Raw genomic sequence first — 15,307 nt, 5'->3', positions numbered from 1 at the left:
CAACCGTAGAGAGTCAGCGCACCCAAATGCCAGCTCGACACGTTGTAGAGCTAGTCTGAAGGGCGTGAAGGGTCTTGGCGAGCTTGAGCGCAGCATCATGGACATCCTCTGGGCGGAGAGCAACGCGCTGACCGCCCGCGAGGTCGGGCGGCTGATAGCCGACCGCGACCTCGCCCCCACCACGGTCATGACCGTTCTCGACCGTCTCACCCGCAAGGGCTTCCTCGAGCGCACCCGCGACGGCCGTGCCTGGAGGTACCAACCGGCGGAAAGCCGCGACGCGTACATCGCGGAGATTATGCTGGAGGCCTTGGACCTGACGGGCGACCGCTCGGCCGCCCTGACCCGCTTCGCCCAAGCTGTGTCGGGCACGGAGGCGGAGATCCTGCGCAGAGCTTTGACGGAGCTGGAGGACGAGTGATCACGGCAGCGGTGCTGGCAGCGCTCGCCATGGCGTGCGCCGTCGGCTCCTGGCGTTTCACCACGGCCCGGTGGACCTCGCGCGCTCCGCGGCTGGCCATCATTCTCTGGCAGTCCCTCGGCGTGTCCTGGGGGCTGGCCACCACGGGCGCCATGCTCGCCTACGCCGTCCAGCCCTACGGCGTGGGGCCGCTGCCCGGGTTGATCGCGTTCGCGCACGGCGAGACTCCGGCGCAGGCGTGGGACCCGCTGCACGTGCTCGCCCTGATCTCCGGGCTGACCGCGCTGGCCGTGCTGGTCGTGGTGCTGCTCACCGCGGGTGTGCAGGCGTTGCGGGCCCGCCGCAGGCACCGCATGTTGCTCGCGCTGATCTCCCGCGACGACCCGGGCGTGCCGGGCGTGCGGGTGCTCGACCATCCCGGCGCCGCCGCCTACTGCATCCCCGGCCTGCGCTCGCAGGTCGTGGTCAGCGAGGGCGCGCTCAAGCTGCTGTCGGAGGGCGAGCTGGCCGCCGTGCTCGCGCACGAGGCCGCGCACGTGCGCGAGCGGCACGACCTGGTGCTGCTGCCGTTCGCCGCGCTGCGCAGGGCGCTGCCCTGGTCCAAGGTGGTGGCCGACGCGCAGGCCCAGGTGGAGCTGCTGATCGAGATGGCCGCCGACGACCGGGCCCGCCGCTACTGCTCGCCGCGCAGGCTGGCCACGGCGCTGCTCAGGTTCGGCACGGCCGGGGCCATGCCGACGCCCAACGGCATGCTGGGCGTGCACGTCCACAACGTCATGGCCAGGGTGGATCGCCTGATCAAGCCGGGTCCCGAGCTGACCACGTCGGTCCGCTACGGCTTCATCGCGCTCTCTGTGACATTGCTCACCAGTGCCCCGCTCCTGTGGGTTTTCCAGCTCTAACGCTTGCTGGAGTTAATCGCCGCGTTTGCAATTGCAAGCACGGCGAGGCAGACTGTGGGCATGGCACTACCCAAGGTCGGCTCGATCGGTGAATACATCCGCGAGCAGCGGCAGCAGGCGAAGATCTCGCTGCGCCAGCTCGCCGAGCAGGCGGGGGTCTCCAACCCCTACCTGAGCCAGATCGAGCGCGGGTTGCGCAAGCCGAGCGCGGAGATTCTCAACCAGATCGCCAAGGGTCTGCGCATCTCCTCGCAGGCGCTCTACGTGCAGGCGGGCCTCATCGAGGACCGCGAGCCGCCCAGCGACGTGATCTCCGCGATCAGGGCCGACACGCTTCTCAGCGAACGTCAGCGCCAGGTGCTGATCGACATCTATGAGTCGTTCCGCAAGGAGAAGCAGGCCGAGGACGAGCAGACCTCCCAGAATGCCAGTCCCCGGCACGACTCCGAATCGGACGACGAGCCGCTGCCCGAGGAGTTTCTCGCCGCGCTTGAGCCCTTCGCGGCGACCCCGCCCAACGGCAATGTCACCCAGGAAACCAAGGAAGGTTAACCCATGACGCTCTCCACCGAGGTCAAGAAGCTCACCGAGTCCAAGCCGTTCTACGCCGTCGCCGGTGTCGGCGACTACGCGGTCGAGAAGCTGCGTGAGCTGCCCGAGCAGCTCCAGCGCCTGCAGTCGCGCCGCGGCGAGCTGGGCAAGGACCTGCCGGAGAAGGCCCGCGAATACGCCGACAAGGCCGAGGGCTTCGCCAGGGAGTTCCCCGAGAAGGCCCGGGAGTACGCCGACCTGCTCGGCCACAAGGCCACCGAGGTCTACGAGGACTTCGCCACGCGCGGCCGCAAGGTCGTCAGCAAGACGACCGGCGAGGCCGCCCTGGAGCTCGAAGAGGTGTCGGAGGCCGCCGAGCCGCCCGTCGCCGAGCCGGTCAAGAAGACCCGCACCACCAAGGCCTGACCCATTCCAGGGCCCCGTCTCCCGTCAGGGAGGCGGGCCTTTCCGTTCAGGGGTGCCCGCGCGTCGGGGGCGCCTATTAGGCTGAAGCCGATTTCATCGCGGCGTTGGGCGGAGACGAACACATGACTATGATCTACGGGGTCTTCAACCTCCTTTTCCTGGTGCTCGCCGTGGCCATCCTGGGCATGTCGGTCTACGCGTTCGTGCACGCGCTGCGGGTGCAGCCGAACGCCTTCATCTCAGCGGGCAAGCTGAAGAAGAACCTGTGGCTGCTGATCCTCGGCCTGGCCACGCTGTTCTCGGCCGCGGGCGCCCTGTCCTACTTCGACGCCTTCATGCGCATCGGCGGCGCCGCCTTCCTCGGCATCGGGCTCGGCCTGTTCTCGATCGCGGCGGTCATCGCGGCCACGATCTACATCGTCGACGTCAAGCCCGCCGTCAAGGGCATGGGCGGCCGGGGCGGCAGCGGCCCCTACGGTCCCTGGTAGATCACGCCAGCTCGGCCGAGAGCCACGCGGCGATGCTCTCGTGGCCGATGAGCGTGGGATGCACGCCGTCGGGCAGGATCGCCTCCGCGGGCCAGCGCCTGAGCATGGGATCGAGGAAGCGCACACCTGCGGCCCTGGCCGCCTCCCGCAGGGCGTCGCGCACCGCGTACGCCCTGCGTGGCGGGTCCTCCAGCCAGATGGGGCCGACCATGACGGTCTTCGTGCGCGGCCAGCGGGTGCGCACCTCGGCCAGCAGGCTCGCCGCGGCCCGGCGCACGTGGTCGGGGCTCCAGCGGCGGTCGTTGTGGCCGCCCGAGATGACCAGCAGGTCAGGGGCCGGACGCCACGCGAGCTCCTCCTCGAACGAACGCTGGAACGTACGCCCCGCCCGTCCCTGGTTGCAGAAGCCGGTGCCGCCCGCGCCCGCGATGATCGGCTGCCAGCCCAGCATGCGAGCGGTCTCCGAGGCGTAGGTCCGCCAGGTCGGCACCGGGCCCGACCCCACGGTGAAGCTGTCACCCACGAACATCATCACCCGCGCCGGCGCCGGCACCTTGGCGGCGACCGTGCGCGGCAGGGCACCTCCGCCGCAGGCCGGCACGGCCAGGAGCGCGACGAGCAGGGCGATTGGCGTCAGGCCACGCATGACCACCTCGAGCACTAGGCTGCCGATATGACCGAAGACCTCCACGGGCGCACGCAGCGCCTGGAATTGTCCGACCAGAACCTGCGCGACTTCGAAGCCGTCGTGCTCGACGCTTCGCCTGAGGGGATCGTGCTGAGCAGGTCGGCATTCTATCCAGGCGGGGGCGGTCAGCCGGCGGATCACGGAGTTCTGATCTGGCAGGGCGTGGAGACGCGCATCGCGGGGGTGCGCAAGGGTGACGATCTCTACCTGATCCCCGCCGAGGGCGACCCGATCCCGCCGGTGGGGACCGTGGTCGAGGGGGCGGTGGCCGACGCCCGGCGCTCTGCCCTCATGCGTACGCACTCGGGGCTGCACGTGTTGTGCGGCGTGGTGTTCAGGGACTACGGCTGCCTGGTCACCGGCGGGAACATGGACGAGCTCAGTGCCCGCATGGACTTCAACCTGCCCGAGGTGCCCGCGGGGTTCAAGGACGCCGTCGAGGCCGCCTGCAACGGCGAGATCGTGGCCGACCGGCGCATCGACGTGCGGGTGCTGCCCCGGACGGAGGCGTTCGCCATCCCCGACATCATCCGCACCGCCACGAACCTGGTGCCGGAGACCGTCCAGGACGTGCGCATCGTCGACATCGTCGGCCTCGACACCCAGGCGGACGGCGGGACGCACGTGGCCTCCACCAAGCAGATCGGGCACATCAAGGTGGCCAAGATCGAGAGCAAGGGCCGCGGTTTCCGCCGCCTCCGCATCCAGATCTCCGACTGATCCCATACCTACACCCATCTGTCACGCGCTGCCGTGGCCTCCCACCCGCCGCACTCCGGCTGACGGCTCTCCAGGAAACGGCCTCTGACCCTTCACCGGTGGCCCGCCGTTACGCGAGCCCACGATTGACCGATCGCGAGGTCAGTGGGGCTCGATCAGCGTACTGAGCCCGTCGAGGAGCGGCTTCAGCCCGAATTCCAGCAACCGATCAAGATTCAGATCGAAATCCCCCAGCTCCGCCAGAAGCCGGGTGAAGGCGGGGTACTGCCGCGACACCGCGATCCACCGCAGCTGCTCTTCCTGCGAGTCCATCCACTCGTCGGCCGTGACCCCGGTGGCGGCCTGGGCCCGCTGCTCCAGCTCGATGTTGGCCGCGATCCCCTGCACGAAGCTGTAGATCAGGACGTGGACGTACATCTTGGTGGTGGCGTCGAGCGCGGTCTCCTCGAACGCCCGCATGACCCACTCCGTGTGCCGCAGCAGGCTGGGCGAGGGCAGCGGCCTGGTCAGTGAGGTGACCCCGGCCATCCACGGATGGGCGCGGTAGCCGGCCCACTGCAGCCGCGCGACCGTCTCCAGCCGGGCCCGCCACCCGTCGCAGGGCTCCTCCTCGGGCAGCGCGAACTCCGCGATCACCGCGTCCACCATCAGCAGGACCAGGTCGTCCTTGCTCCCCACGTGCCGGTAGAGCGACATGGTGGCCACGCCGAGCCGCCCCGCGACCCCGCGCATGGTCACCTCGGACAACCCTTCGGCGTCGGCGATCTCGATGGCCGCCCGCACGATGCGATCACGCGTCAGGTCGTGCTCGGAGGTCACGGCCTTCGTGCCGCGCCGCTCGGTCACGACCGTCCCCAGACGGGGCTCGGCCACGACCGTGCCGACGCGCGGCTCGGCGACCACGACGCCCTCCCGCGCCAGCAGCGTGAGCGCCTTGGCGGCGGTGGCCAGGGCGACGCCCCAGTCTCTGGCGAGTTGCCTGGTCGAGGGCACCCGTTCTCCTGGACGGAGCTTGCCGGCGGCGACGCGCTGCTTGATGTCGGCGGCGATGCGGGCGTGGGGCGGGGTGGTCATCGAGCCTCCTGTACTAGTACAGATCTTTCCACTATACCCTTGCCACCTGCTGTATGTACTACGTACATTCAGATCTGCGTACAACGTCAACATCACAGGGAGCACCTCATGAAGATCCTCGTCTCCGGCGCGAGCGTCGGCGGTCCCGTCCTCGCCCACTGGCTGCGGCGGCACGGGCACGACGTGACGGTCGTCGAGCGGGCCCCGGCCCCGCGCAAGGGCGGGCAGGCGCTCGACCTCAGGGGCGCGGCGCTGACCGTCGCGGACCGGATGGGCGTGCTGGAGCGGATCAGAGAGCTGCGCACGACCATGCGCGGCATGTCCATGGTGGACACCGCGGGCAACGAGGTGATGCGCGACGAGGAGGCGACGATCAGCGGCGGCCGGTTCGACAGCCCCGACGTCGAGATCATGCGCGACGACCTCAACGCCATCCTCATCGCGGCCACCGACGCCGAATACCTCTACGACGACTCGATCGCCACCCTCACGCAGGACGGCGAGGTGAGCTTCGAGAGCGGGCGGCGGTACCGCTACGACTACGTCATCGGCGCCGACGGCCTGCACTCCAACGTGCGCAGGCTGGCCTTCGGCCCTGAGGAGCGGTTCCTGCACCACCTCGGCACGTACGTCTCCATCTACACCGCCGGCAACTTCCTCGGCCTGGACCACTGGCAGACCTGGTTCAACGAGGGCGACGCGGGCGGCGCGGTGTTCAGCGACCGCGACACGAGCGAGATGCGGGTCAACATCGGCTTCAGGTCCGACGCGATCGACTACGACTACCGCGACATCGACCAGCAGAAGCGGCTCATCCAGGAGCACTGCTCCGCGGTCTACGAGGGGCCCAGGCTGATGGAGGCCATGTGGAAGGCCGACGACTTCTACTTCGACTCCATGGCCCAGGTGAAGATGGAGCACTGGACGAAGGGCCGCGTCGCGCTGGTGGGCGACGCGGGCTACTGCGCCTCGCCGCTGTCGGGGCAGGGCACGAGCCTGGCGATCGTGGGGGCGTACGTGCTGGCGGAGGAGCTCGGCAGGGACCCCGAGAAGGCCTTCGACCGGTACGAGCAGCGCATGCGCCCGTTCGTCGAGGTCAACCAGGCGCTCGCCCACGAGAACCCCGGCCAGGGCCCCGCCCCGGAGAGCGTGCGGCGGGCGGCGAACGGCATCTCTCTGGATTGATGGTGACGAACCGATACGATGTGCCGCCATGACGGGTTTCAGACTCACGATGGCCGCCCTGGGGGCCACCGCTCTGACGTTGACCGCCGCCCCCGCCGCCCTGGCAGCGGAGGCCGGGATCACGGACGAGGTGTCGATGACCCTCGGCAAGGACGGCACCCTGCACGTGGCCGAGAAGATCAGCGGGGCGTCGGGGGGGCTCAAGCGGACGTTCACCACCAGGACGCGGTACGACGACGGCAACGACCGCCTCTACCAGATCTCGAACGTCAAGGGCGGCACCCTCACGGGCGACGTGCTCAGCGTGACGGGCCAGACCGTCGAGTACGACGTCAAGGGAGCGGTGACGACCTCGGGCGGTGTCGAGGAGCTGCGCTGGTTCGCCGTGAACGGCTGGAACCAGCAGGTCGCCAAGGCCACGGTCAAGGTGAGCGGCCCCGGGCAGGTGCAGAACCTGTCCTGCTTCGCCGGCGAGCTCACCTCGGCCATCGGCTGCACCTCGGCCTCCATGGACCACTCGGCCACCCAGGCGGACTTCGAGCAGCAGAACCTCCCCCAGGGCCAGGCCCTGACGGTGATCGTCGGATACCCGAAGGGCTCCAGCACCGGCAAGCCGATCCTGGAGAGGCGTTTCTCGCTGGCGGCGGCGTTCACCCTCGACACCGTCACCGGCGGCGCCCTGGCCGGCCTGCTGGTGCTGCTGCTCGGCGGCGTCGCCCTGCTCTACTGGACGCGCGGCCGTGACGCGCGGGTCGCGGGCCACGACGGAGGCCCGGTCGATCCGATGCAGAACGGCCATTTCTCCCCGCCCGACGGGGTGCGGCCCGGCCAGATCGGCACGCTGGTGGACGAACAGGCCGACGTGGTCGACGTGACCGCCACCATCGTGGACCTCGCGGTCCGCGGCTTCCTGCGCATCGACGAGCAGTCCCGCCAGACGTACGACGCTCCCGACTGGATGCTCGTCAAGCTGCCCGCCGCGCAGACCAACACGCTCCTGCCGTACGAGCGGGCACTCTACGACGCCATCTTCGACGGCCGGGACGCGGTGCTGCTGTCGCAGTTGTCCGGCTCGTTCACCAGCCACCTCGGCAAGGTGCGCGACGCGCTCTACGCCGACGTGGTCAAGCAGGGCTGGTTCGCCCGCCGCCCCGACACCGAGCGCACCAGGTGGACCACGATCGGGGTGGTGCTCATCGTGGCGGGACTGCTGGCCACGGTGGCGCTGGCCTGGTTCACCACGTACGGACTGCTGGGCCTGGCCGTGGTCATCGCGGGCGGCGCGCTGGCCATGGGCGGCCAGTACATGCCGGCCAAGACCGCCAAGGGCTCGGCGGCGCTGGCCCACACGATGGGCTTCCGCCAGTACCTGTTCTCCGGCGAACTGGGCAACGTGCCCGAGCAGCTCCGGGTGGAGCTGTTCTCCCGCTACCTGCCCTACGCGGTGATCTTCGACGGGGTGGAGCACTGGTCGCGGGTGGTGGCCTCGGTCACGGGCAACGGCCACCAGTCCGACAACCTGTACTGGTACCACGGGCCGGCGGAGTGGGACCTGTCCAAGTTCGCCGGATCGATGCGCACGTTCACCACGACGACCTCCGGCGCCATCTCCGCCAGCCGCCAGTTCAGGACCCTCTAGCGGATCCTCAGCTCCCCGACGGGCCGCCCGCCACCCAGCACCGGCGGGAGGCCCAGTTCGGCCAGCTCAGGCGCGTCCAGGCCCAGCGAGCGCAGCGCCGCCACGGTGACCGGCACGCGGGCGCGCTGCGAACCGTCCTCGATCTTGATGGTGCCCGCGCGCCCGTCCTCGAACGCGAACGCGTCGAACGCCTCCGCACCCGCCTTCAGCATCAGGCCGGGCAGCGCGCGCATGAGCTTGGCCTCGGGCCGGTCGGTGCCCGAGGTCCACTCGGGGTAGGTGCGCATGGCGTCGAAGATCTTGCGCTCGTACGAGTCCTCCGACGACAGCGGGAACGCCCTGAACCCCTTGGTCACCCCCAGCATCGACACGAAGAACAGCGGCGCCCCGCACCCGTCCACCCCGGAGGCCGCGACCCGCTCCCCGGTCAGCTCCTCGACGGTCGCCCGGATCGCCTTCTGGAGCGGGTGCATGGGCTCCAGGTACGTCTCCAGCGGCCAGTCGTTCACCGCGCAGGTGGCCACCATGGCGGCGTGCTTGCCCGAGCAGTTCATGTACACGCGGCCGTGCTCGGACACCGTACGGTCGAACGGGTGATCCTCGGGGCACCGCAGCGCCGACTCCTCCAGCCCCGCGCCCGCCAGGATCTTCCTGACGCCGTCCACGTGGAACGGCTCGCCCGAGTGCGAGGCGCAGGCCAGCGCGAGCAGTTCCTCCTCCAGCCCCAGGCCGCTGCGCAACATGCCGAGCGCCTGCAGCGGCTTCATCGACGACCGCGGCGAGGCCGGCACGTGCACCGCTCCCCTGGTCTCGACCGGGCGCCCCTCCGCGTCCACGGTCAGCATGCGGGCCTGATGCGTGGACTCCACGAACCCGGACCGGACAACTTCTACGATCATCGACATTTCACATCCCCTTTCGACACGAGTGTAGGGACCGTTTTTCCTGGTCCAGAATGGGATGCCATGCGAGCAGTCGTACAGAGAGTCAGTTCGGCCTCCGTCGAGGTCGAGGGACGCACGGTCGGGGAGATCGCCGAGCCCGGCCTGCTGGTCCTGGTGGGCGTCACACACACGGACACGCGCGCGCAGGCCGCCAAGCTCGCCGCCAAGCTGTGGGGCCTGCGCATCCTGCACGGCGAGAAGTCCTGCTCGGACGTCTCGGCCCCGCTCCTGGTGATCAGCCAGTTCACCCTGTACGGCGACGCGCGCAAGGGCCGCCGCCCCACCTGGCAGGCGGCCGCCCCTGGCCCGGTGGCCGAGCCGCTGGTGGAGGCCGTGGTGGCGGAGCTGCGGGCCCTGGGCGCGCACGTGGAGACGGGCGTCTTCGGCGCCGACATGAAGGTGTCGCTGCTCAACGACGGACCGATCACGCTCGTCCTGGACCTCTAGCCCCCCTCTGGCCCCTTCTGGCCCAGGAGCGCCCGCTAGCGGATGCGGCGGCGCAGTGACGGGTCGATGCTGACGTTGCGGCCCGCGTCCGGGGGCACGACGACCTCCTGGGCGGCGGCCACCCCGCCGGCCAGCAGGTGCGCGTCCACCGGCACCGTGCGCTTGACGACGGCCAGCGCGATCGGCCCGAGCTCGTGGTGCCGGGCGGCCGAGCCGACCACGCCGACCTCCTGGCTCTCGAAGATCACCGGAGCGCCGTGCGGGGGCAACGTGTCCACGCTGCCGTCGAGGTGGAGGAAGACCAGGCGCCGCGGCGGGTGCCCCAGGTTGTGCACGCGGGCCACCGTCTCCTGCCCGCGATAGCAGCCCTTGCTGAGGTGGACCGCCGAGCCGATCCAGCCCACCTCGTGGGGAATCGTCTTGTGGTCGGTCTCGAAGCCGAGCCGCGGCCGGTGCGCCTCGATCCGCAGCGCCTCATAGGCCCACAGCCCCGCCATCGGCTTGCCCAGATGCTCGGCCAGCTCGGCCCGCGGCACCAGGAAGTCCTCCGTGGCCGTGGACAACACCGCCAGGTCGTCGACCCGCGACACCTCCACCCGCATCATGAACCGCATCCGGTCGAGGTAGTCGATCAGGCTCTGCGCGGTGCCCGGCTCGACGTGGGCCAGCACGCTCTCACCGTCGTCCACCAGCGTCAGGTGGTGCTCGACACGGCCCTGCAGGTCGAGGTCGAGCGTCTGCGTCCACTCACCCTGTTTCAGGGTGTCGAGCTTCTGCGAGGTCAGGTCGTTGAGCCATTTCAGCCGGTCCGCGCCGGAGACGCGGACCACCTCGCGGTTGCTGCGGTCGACGACCGCCTCTCCCTTGACCAGCGCGCGCTGCTCGGCGAACAGATCACCGTAGTGCGCGGCTACGTCGGAGTCCGGAGCGTCCGCCTGGACGGCGCCGGGGAGGTCGAGCAGAGGGCTACGCATGCCCTCCAGGCTATCCGCAGTCGCGAGCGATGGCGGGCGGGGGTCAGCGGCAGTCGCGGCAGCGGCCGAAGACGGTCAGGTGATGGACGTCCGCGGCGAACCCCAGCTCCTCGTCCAGCCCCTTGACCAGACCCTCCGCCATCTCAGGACGCACTTCCGACACCTCACCGCAACCCCGGCACACCAGGTGCACGTGGTCGGCCTCAGAGGCCAGGTGGTAGGTCGGGGCGCCGTGCCCGAGGTGGGTGTGGGTGACCATGCCGAGCTCTTCGAGCAGCTCCAGCGTGCGGTAGACCGTCGAGATGTTCACCCCGCGAGCCGTCTCGCGGACCTTGACGCAGATCTCCTCCGGGGTGGCGTGCTCCAGCTCCTTGACCGCCTCCAGGACGAGCTGGCGCTGCGGGGTGACCCGGTATCCCTTCGCGCGGAGTTCCTCATGCCACTGCGTCTCCGTCATGACCCGAGTCTACGGTGTGGTGATATTCACTTGCCCGTTTCGCGCAGGAGCGCATAGCTTCTTGGGTACGCGGAAAGGAGGTGGTCCGAATAATGGTTAGTCATAGTCGGGCTAGCGAGGTGGTTGTCCGCTGACCACGCGGACTGTTGTCTCGTGGCGTTGAGGCGAAAACGAGGCAACCACCGGGGCCCCTGGCAGCCGGAGGGCGGGATCGAGATCCCGGCCATGGTCCATCCGGCCCGCTTGCACCGCAGGCGGAGTGATGCCCGGGGCCCTTCTTCTCATCTCAATGTTCGCCGCGGATCGGCAGCCCCAGCTTGCCGCACGCCTCGCGATAGAGCATCACGACGGCCTTGCGCACCTGGGCCCGCTCGGTGAGCGTCTGCCCCCAGGGCACCCGCACCGGCTCCCCGCCGTCGACCGCGAACGTGATCGCCTCGGCGTCGACGTCGCTCACCTCGGCGCTCTCCGCCTCAGGGCGGCCGCCGAGCCCCCTGACGATGATCAGCGAGTCTTCCGCGTGGTCGTCGTTCATGTGGCGCTTGATGGCCTCGATGGCCTCAGCGGTGAAAGGCGTGCTCATACCGGCTCAAGCTACCTTCTTCAGTTCGGCCGACATATGGTCCGTGAGCGGGTGTCCGACGGCCGCCATCTCGTAGGCCCACATGAGGTTGCCGTTGACGAGGCCGTAGAGGCGGTGGCCCGCGGTGTATTCCTTGGCCGAGGCGGTGCGTGCAACCACGTCCGTACGCAACTCGATCTTGTTGAAGACGACCTCGCCGATGTAGATCTCGACGATCCCGGTGGGATGCGAGAGCACGACCTCGACCTGCCGCTCCGGCTGGGGCCGCCAGTAGCCCGACTCCGTGGCCAGCGGCCTGACCCGGTTGCCGTCCTCGTCGAGCAGCCAGGTGCGGCTCACATAGGTCAGGAACGGCTTCCCGTTGTGCCCGAATTCGATCTCCTGCCCGAAGTTGAAGCTCTCGATCGTCGGGTAACCGCCTACGCCGGCGCCTTCCCAGCGCCCCAGCAGGAACGCGATCGGCTCCAGGTTGGGGTGCACCTCAGGTTCGTCCATGGTCCCAAGCCTAAGGGTATTCAACTGCTCGTCTCCAAGGTCGATTGAGTGAGTGAGCGCAGGGCATTCACCCTCAGACCGCATACAAGTGGTTTCGTGGGGGGACGCTGCCCGTGCCTGCTCAGCGGGTCGGGCCGCGCACGATCCTGGTGAACGTCGAGGCCGATGCCGTGCCGGAAACGCTCGGCCTGTATGCCCGGCGGTGAGCACGGTCGTGGTTGAGCACAAGGACCGGCTTGGCCGGATGAACGCTTGTCCTCAGCGGACAGCCCCAGCCCCATGCGCGGATCGCGGAAGAGTGACGGTCTAGTCGTCGCCTCGGTGTCCGTCGCGGACCACCGCTAACCCGCCGACCCGGGTCGTGATGCCCGCCGGCCCGCCTCAGCCGGTGCCGTCCCGCACCGGATAGTGGACGATGACCGCACCGCCGGTGGCGTGCGTATCAGGTGACGGATGGATGGCTGGGCCCGCCGGTCAGTCGATGCCTTCGATGATGCGGAAGTCGCGCTCGAAGCCGTCGGGGAGGGCCACCAGCGCCTTCTGGTATGCCTCGCTCTCGTATGCCGCGACGGCCTGTTCAAAGCTGTCGAACTCGATCAGAACGACGCGTTGCGTGATTCCGGCCTCGTGGGCGACGACGCGACCGCCACGGGACAGGGTGCGCCCGCCCCCAGCCCGGACAGCCGGACCGGCCAGCTTGAAGTAGGCAGTCAGCCTCTCAGGGTCGGAAATGGCGGGGTAGACACTGACCCAGTAGCCCTTGGCCATGGAAACCTCCTGTGTTGGGCCGGACACGCCCGACTTCGAATTGACACTCAGATCGATCGATCCCGGCGACGGGTACTGCGGTCAGTGGAATCGTCATATGCGCAGGTTAGGGCTTGATGTGCGATCGAGGGAAAGACCGGTACGGGATAGACTCAGAACGGATCGTTATCAATCGGCAGGGAGGGCACGTGGCGCCGGATACGGTGAGCCTGCGGTACTTCCTGGTGCTGGCGCAGGAGTTGAACTTCACCCGCGCGGCCGCACGGATCGGTATCGCACAGCCCGCACTCAGCGCCCGGATGCGCCGACTGGAGGCGGAACTCGGTACGGCCCTGCTGGTCCGCAACACGCGTAGCGTCGTATTGACCACGGCCGGCGCGGCTTTGGCGGAGTCCGCGCCGCCCGCGCTGGCGGCGCTGGACCGGGCATGGGACACCGCCCGGAGCGCGGCGGCCGGTGAACTGGGCACGCTGCGCATCGGATACAGCCTCAGCGCCGGGGCCGAGACGGCACCGGCCCTGGTGGACAGGCTGATTCGCGGCAACAGCGGACTCGAGGTCGGCGCGGTCCCGATGGCGACACCGGAGATCTCCCCCGCGGTCGCCGACGGCCGCATCGATGCCGGGATCACCCGCGGTGAACAGCCGGGCCGTGGCGTGCGCCGGTTCCTGCTGCGGCGTTTGCGCGTCGGGGTCCAGCTGGCGCAGCACCATCCGCTGGCCGAACACCCGGAGATCGAGATCGCCGACGCGGCCGCGTATCCGCTGCGACTCCCGGACCGTGCGGCCAACCCCGTGATCCACGATCAGCTGTCCGCACTGTTCCGAGACACCCGACCACACCCCCGATTCCACACGCCCGCAGTCTCTTTCGACATGTCTCAGCACGACCTGCGCGACGGGGTCACCCTCGCCCCGGCCGGAGAAGCCGCGGTCACGGCACAACCGGCCGGTCTCACCTGGCGACCGCTGCGGGGCGCGCCCAGCCTGACGATCCACCTGGTCCTCCCACGCGAGCAGTCGCCGCTACACCGCCGCATCCGTGCCGTCGCCAAAACCCTGGCGCACGAGCTGCACTGGCTGCCGGACTGACGCGCAAGAGGTCAAGCGAGACGGACGTCTGCGGTGGCGAGGCCGACCCAAACGGATCGAGGAACGTACCAAAAGATCAACTACGCCGAGGGCGTTCGGCTGAGCACGAGTCCTGGCAACAGGACCCACTCTCGCTCAGTCTTCAGGAACGGTTAGGGTGGCGGCATGGCACGATCACTGGTGATCAAGGTTACCGCCGGAGCCGACGCCCCCGAGCGCTGCAACCAGGCGTTCACGGTCGCGGCCGCCGCGCTCGCGAGCGGTGTGTCGGTCTCCCTCTGGCTGACCGGCGAGTCCTCGTGGTTCGCGCTGCCCGGCCGGGCCAAGGAGTTCAGCCTGCCCCAGGCCGCGCCGCTGCCCGACCTGCTCGACGCCGTGCTGGCGGCCGGCCGGGTGACGCTCTGCACCCAGTGCGCGGCCCGCAGGAACATCACCGTGGACGACCTCATCGACGGGGTTCGCATCGCGGGAGCGCCGGCGTTCGTCGAGGAAGTGACCACCGAGGGCGTCCAGGCCCTGGTCTACTGACCCCACTGCGCGGGGTCACTACGACGGCAGGGTCTCGCCGGTCTCCAGCAGGGTCTTGAGGTTGGACAGGATCGCGGGCCAGCCCTGGCTGATGCCTTCGCGCACAACGCTGTCCGGCACGAACCCGCCGTGCACGACGGTCAGCTTGACCATCTGCCCGACCTGCTCGATCTCGAAGGTCACGTTGGAGCGCGGCTCCTCGCGCATCGCGGCCGCCAGCTCGTCGTTCACCCCGGCGGCGGCGGCGAACTCCGGCGTCAGCGTGTGCCATGAGTACGCCAGGCGCCGGCCGGGCTCGGATTCGAGCACGACCTGCTCGGGATCGGCCACCGTGACGCCCTCCTGCTGCCAGGCGACCGTCGAGCCCGGCTTCCAGTCGGACTCAAGCTTGACGCCCCAGTAGCGCTCGGTCCAGGCGGGGTCGGTGAGCGCCTGCCAGAGGCGTTCCGGGGTGGTGCGGATGTAGGTGGTGTAGACGAAGTCCATGAGTTGTTCCTCCAGTGCCGTCTTGAGGTCGGCCAGGGCGCCTGCGCGCCGGCGGTCGTACTGGTTGATCCAGCGCTCGGCGATGGCGTTGATCGGAACGGCGTTGAGGTAGTGCAGCTTTTCCCGCCCGCGCCGCACGGTGGTGACCAGGTTGGCCTCCTCCAGCACGGCCAGGTGTTTGCTGACCGACTGCCTGGCCATGTCGAGCCCGGCGCACAACTCGCGCAGGGTCTGCCCGTTGCGGGCGTTGAGGCTGTCGAGCAGCCTGCGGCGGCTGGGGTCGGCCAGCGCCTTGAACACCTCGTCCATCTGTCGCCATCCCAACAACATGCAGCCGTTCGGCTGCGTATTTGAACGATAGGCAGCCGAACGGCTGCCTGTCAAACCCGTGCTCGCCGACGACCACGCGGCGCCGTGCCAGGCCCCCGTGCCAGGCGCCGTGCCAGGGGGACCGTGCCAG

The 15,307-nt window shown here is 69.3% G+C and carries 20 protein-coding genes; 11 read left to right on the top strand and 9 right to left on the bottom strand.

Annotation, left to right across the window (positions count from 1 at the left end; genetic code table 11):
- Positions 1-64: 64 nt before the first annotated feature.
- The 5 genes from ACFPZ3_RS02140 to ACFPZ3_RS02120 all read left to right on the top strand — a co-directional run bounded on the left by ACFPZ3_RS02140 (position 65) and on the right by ACFPZ3_RS02120 (position 2,768).
- Complete coding sequence (locus tag ACFPZ3_RS02140) at positions 65-421, top strand: BlaI/MecI/CopY family transcriptional regulator (protein ID WP_379512197.1); 357 nt, start codon at positions 65-67, stop codon at positions 419-421.
- A complete protein-coding gene (locus tag ACFPZ3_RS02135) occupies positions 418-1,323 on the top strand; it encodes a M56 family metallopeptidase (protein WP_379512196.1) in 906 nt (301 codons plus the stop codon). Before ACFPZ3_RS02140 ends, ACFPZ3_RS02135 begins: the two co-directional genes overlap by 4 nt.
- 60 nt (positions 1,324-1,383) lie before the next feature.
- Positions 1,384-1,875: a helix-turn-helix domain-containing protein gene (locus ACFPZ3_RS02130; RefSeq protein ID WP_379512195.1), complete on the top strand. Its 492-nt coding sequence runs from the start codon at positions 1,384-1,386 to the stop codon at positions 1,873-1,875.
- A 3-nt stretch (positions 1,876-1,878) separates the two neighbouring features.
- Positions 1,879-2,280 (top strand): Tim44 domain-containing protein, encoded by a 402-nt coding sequence (locus ACFPZ3_RS02125; RefSeq protein WP_379512194.1) that lies wholly within the window; start codon positions 1,879-1,881, stop codon positions 2,278-2,280.
- 122 nt (positions 2,281-2,402) lie between these two features.
- Positions 2,403-2,768 (top strand): DUF2516 family protein, encoded by a 366-nt coding sequence (locus ACFPZ3_RS02120; RefSeq protein WP_379512193.1) that lies wholly within the window; start codon positions 2,403-2,405, stop codon positions 2,766-2,768.
- A gap of 1 nt (position 2,769) precedes the next feature.
- Here the strand turns inward: ACFPZ3_RS02120 and ACFPZ3_RS02115 are convergent, their stop codons facing one another.
- Complete coding sequence (locus ACFPZ3_RS02115) at positions 2,770-3,414, bottom strand: SGNH/GDSL hydrolase family protein (protein ID WP_379512192.1); 645 nt, start codon at positions 3,412-3,414, stop codon at positions 2,770-2,772.
- Positions 3,415-3,441: 27 nt separating this feature from the next.
- On the opposite strand from ACFPZ3_RS02115, the gene ACFPZ3_RS02110 reads away from it, so the two are divergent.
- Positions 3,442-4,176 (top strand): alanyl-tRNA editing protein, encoded by a 735-nt coding sequence (locus tag ACFPZ3_RS02110; protein WP_379512191.1) that lies wholly within the window; start codon positions 3,442-3,444, stop codon positions 4,174-4,176.
- A gap of 141 nt (positions 4,177-4,317) precedes the next feature.
- On the opposite strand, the gene ACFPZ3_RS02105 is transcribed toward ACFPZ3_RS02110, so the two are convergent.
- Positions 4,318-5,250 carry a TetR/AcrR family transcriptional regulator gene (locus tag ACFPZ3_RS02105; RefSeq protein ID WP_379512190.1) on the bottom strand — a complete coding sequence of 311 codons (933 nt, stop codon included), beginning with the start codon at positions 5,248-5,250 and terminating at the stop codon, positions 4,318-4,320.
- Positions 5,251-5,358: 108 nt separating this feature from the next.
- Between ACFPZ3_RS02105 and ACFPZ3_RS02100 the strand changes: the two genes are divergently transcribed.
- Both ACFPZ3_RS02100 and ACFPZ3_RS02095 read left to right on the top strand, forming a co-directional pair.
- Positions 5,359-6,435: an FAD-dependent monooxygenase gene (locus tag ACFPZ3_RS02100; protein ID WP_379512189.1), complete on the top strand. Its 1,077-nt coding sequence runs from the start codon at positions 5,359-5,361 to the stop codon at positions 6,433-6,435.
- 28 nt (positions 6,436-6,463) lie between these two features.
- Entirely contained in the window at positions 6,464-8,074 is a 1,611-nt protein-coding gene (locus ACFPZ3_RS02095) for a DUF2207 domain-containing protein (RefSeq protein WP_379512188.1), read from the top strand.
- Here the strand turns inward: ACFPZ3_RS02095 and ACFPZ3_RS02090 are convergent.
- Positions 8,071-8,979, bottom strand: coding sequence for an asparaginase (locus tag ACFPZ3_RS02090; RefSeq protein ID WP_379512187.1), 909 nt, complete (start codon positions 8,977-8,979; stop codon positions 8,071-8,073). The two genes, ACFPZ3_RS02095 and ACFPZ3_RS02090, sit on opposite strands and share 4 nt — an antisense overlap.
- A gap of 60 nt (positions 8,980-9,039) precedes the next feature.
- Between ACFPZ3_RS02090 and dtd the strand changes: the two genes are divergently transcribed.
- Positions 9,040-9,465, top strand: coding sequence for a D-aminoacyl-tRNA deacylase (gene dtd / locus ACFPZ3_RS02085; RefSeq protein ID WP_379512186.1), 426 nt, complete (start codon positions 9,040-9,042; stop codon positions 9,463-9,465).
- A 35-nt stretch (positions 9,466-9,500) separates the two neighbouring features.
- On the opposite strand, the gene ygfZ is transcribed toward dtd, so the two are convergent.
- From ygfZ to ACFPZ3_RS02060, 5 genes are all read right to left on the bottom strand, one after another.
- Entirely contained in the window at positions 9,501-10,439 is a 939-nt protein-coding gene (ygfZ, locus tag ACFPZ3_RS02080) for a CAF17-like 4Fe-4S cluster assembly/insertion protein YgfZ (RefSeq protein WP_379512185.1), read from the bottom strand.
- 43 nt (positions 10,440-10,482) lie between these two features.
- On the bottom strand, positions 10,483-10,896 hold the full coding sequence (locus ACFPZ3_RS02075; protein WP_379512184.1) for a Fur family transcriptional regulator: 414 nt from the start codon (positions 10,894-10,896) through the stop codon (positions 10,483-10,485).
- A gap of 286 nt (positions 10,897-11,182) precedes the next feature.
- A complete protein-coding gene (locus ACFPZ3_RS02070; RefSeq protein WP_379512183.1) occupies positions 11,183-11,479 on the bottom strand; it encodes a DUF2470 domain-containing protein in 297 nt (98 codons plus the stop codon).
- Positions 11,480-11,485: 6 nt separating this feature from the next.
- Entirely contained in the window at positions 11,486-11,974 is a 489-nt protein-coding gene (locus tag ACFPZ3_RS02065) for a heme-binding beta-barrel domain-containing protein (RefSeq protein WP_379512182.1), read from the bottom strand.
- 474 nt (positions 11,975-12,448) lie between these two features.
- Positions 12,449-12,742, bottom strand: a complete 294-nt coding sequence (locus ACFPZ3_RS02060; protein ID WP_379512181.1) for a DUF1330 domain-containing protein — start codon at positions 12,740-12,742, stop codon at positions 12,449-12,451.
- Between the two features lie 188 nt (positions 12,743-12,930).
- Here ACFPZ3_RS02060 and ACFPZ3_RS02055 point away from each other — a divergent pair, with 188 nt between their 5' ends.
- Positions 12,931-13,833 carry a LysR family transcriptional regulator gene (locus ACFPZ3_RS02055; protein ID WP_379512180.1) on the top strand — a complete coding sequence of 301 codons (903 nt, stop codon included), beginning with the start codon at positions 12,931-12,933 and terminating at the stop codon, positions 13,831-13,833.
- Between the two features lie 165 nt (positions 13,834-13,998).
- Positions 13,999-14,361, top strand: coding sequence for a DsrE family protein (locus ACFPZ3_RS02050; RefSeq protein WP_379512179.1), 363 nt, complete (start codon positions 13,999-14,001; stop codon positions 14,359-14,361).
- A gap of 18 nt (positions 14,362-14,379) precedes the next feature.
- Here the strand turns inward: ACFPZ3_RS02050 and ACFPZ3_RS02045 are convergent, their stop codons facing one another.
- Positions 14,380-15,156: an ArsR/SmtB family transcription factor gene (locus ACFPZ3_RS02045; RefSeq protein WP_379512178.1), complete on the bottom strand. Its 777-nt coding sequence runs from the start codon at positions 15,154-15,156 to the stop codon at positions 14,380-14,382.
- Positions 15,157-15,307: the final 151 nt, after the last annotated feature.

Source organism: Nonomuraea insulae, assembly GCF_042656245.1.
This window is presented reverse-complemented; position numbering and strand designations above follow the sequence as displayed.

Coding starts and splice junctions, on each gene's coding strand:
- ACFPZ3_RS02130 (WP_379512195.1), top strand. CDS start 1,384: ATGGCACTACCCAAGGTCGGCTCGATCGGTGAATACATCCGCGAGCAG.
- ACFPZ3_RS02125 (WP_379512194.1), top strand. CDS start 1,879: ATGACGCTCTCCACCGAGGTCAAGAAGCTCACCGAGTCCAAGCCGTTC.
- ACFPZ3_RS02120 (WP_379512193.1), top strand. CDS start 2,403: ATGACTATGATCTACGGGGTCTTCAACCTCCTTTTCCTGGTGCTCGCC.
- ACFPZ3_RS02115 (WP_379512192.1), bottom strand. CDS start 3,414: ATGCGTGGCCTGACGCCAATCGCCCTGCTCGTCGCGCTCCTGGCCGTG.
- ACFPZ3_RS02110 (WP_379512191.1), top strand. CDS start 3,442: ATGACCGAAGACCTCCACGGGCGCACGCAGCGCCTGGAATTGTCCGAC.
- ACFPZ3_RS02105 (WP_379512190.1), bottom strand. CDS start 5,250: ATGACCACCCCGCCCCACGCCCGCATCGCCGCCGACATCAAGCAGCGC.
- ACFPZ3_RS02100 (WP_379512189.1), top strand. CDS start 5,359: ATGAAGATCCTCGTCTCCGGCGCGAGCGTCGGCGGTCCCGTCCTCGCC.
- ACFPZ3_RS02095 (WP_379512188.1), top strand. CDS start 6,464: ATGACGGGTTTCAGACTCACGATGGCCGCCCTGGGGGCCACCGCTCTG.
- ACFPZ3_RS02090 (WP_379512187.1), bottom strand. CDS start 8,979: ATGTCGATGATCGTAGAAGTTGTCCGGTCCGGGTTCGTGGAGTCCACG.
- dtd (WP_379512186.1), top strand. CDS start 9,040: ATGCGAGCAGTCGTACAGAGAGTCAGTTCGGCCTCCGTCGAGGTCGAG.
- ygfZ (WP_379512185.1), bottom strand. CDS start 10,439: ATGCGTAGCCCTCTGCTCGACCTCCCCGGCGCCGTCCAGGCGGACGCT.
- ACFPZ3_RS02075 (WP_379512184.1), bottom strand. CDS start 10,896: ATGACGGAGACGCAGTGGCATGAGGAACTCCGCGCGAAGGGATACCGG.
- ACFPZ3_RS02070 (WP_379512183.1), bottom strand. CDS start 11,479: ATGAGCACGCCTTTCACCGCTGAGGCCATCGAGGCCATCAAGCGCCAC.
- ACFPZ3_RS02065 (WP_379512182.1), bottom strand. CDS start 11,974: ATGGACGAACCTGAGGTGCACCCCAACCTGGAGCCGATCGCGTTCCTG.
- ACFPZ3_RS02060 (WP_379512181.1), bottom strand. CDS start 12,742: ATGGCCAAGGGCTACTGGGTCAGTGTCTACCCCGCCATTTCCGACCCT.
- ACFPZ3_RS02050 (WP_379512179.1), top strand. CDS start 13,999: ATGGCACGATCACTGGTGATCAAGGTTACCGCCGGAGCCGACGCCCCC.
- ACFPZ3_RS02045 (WP_379512178.1), bottom strand. CDS start 15,156: ATGGACGAGGTGTTCAAGGCGCTGGCCGACCCCAGCCGCCGCAGGCTG.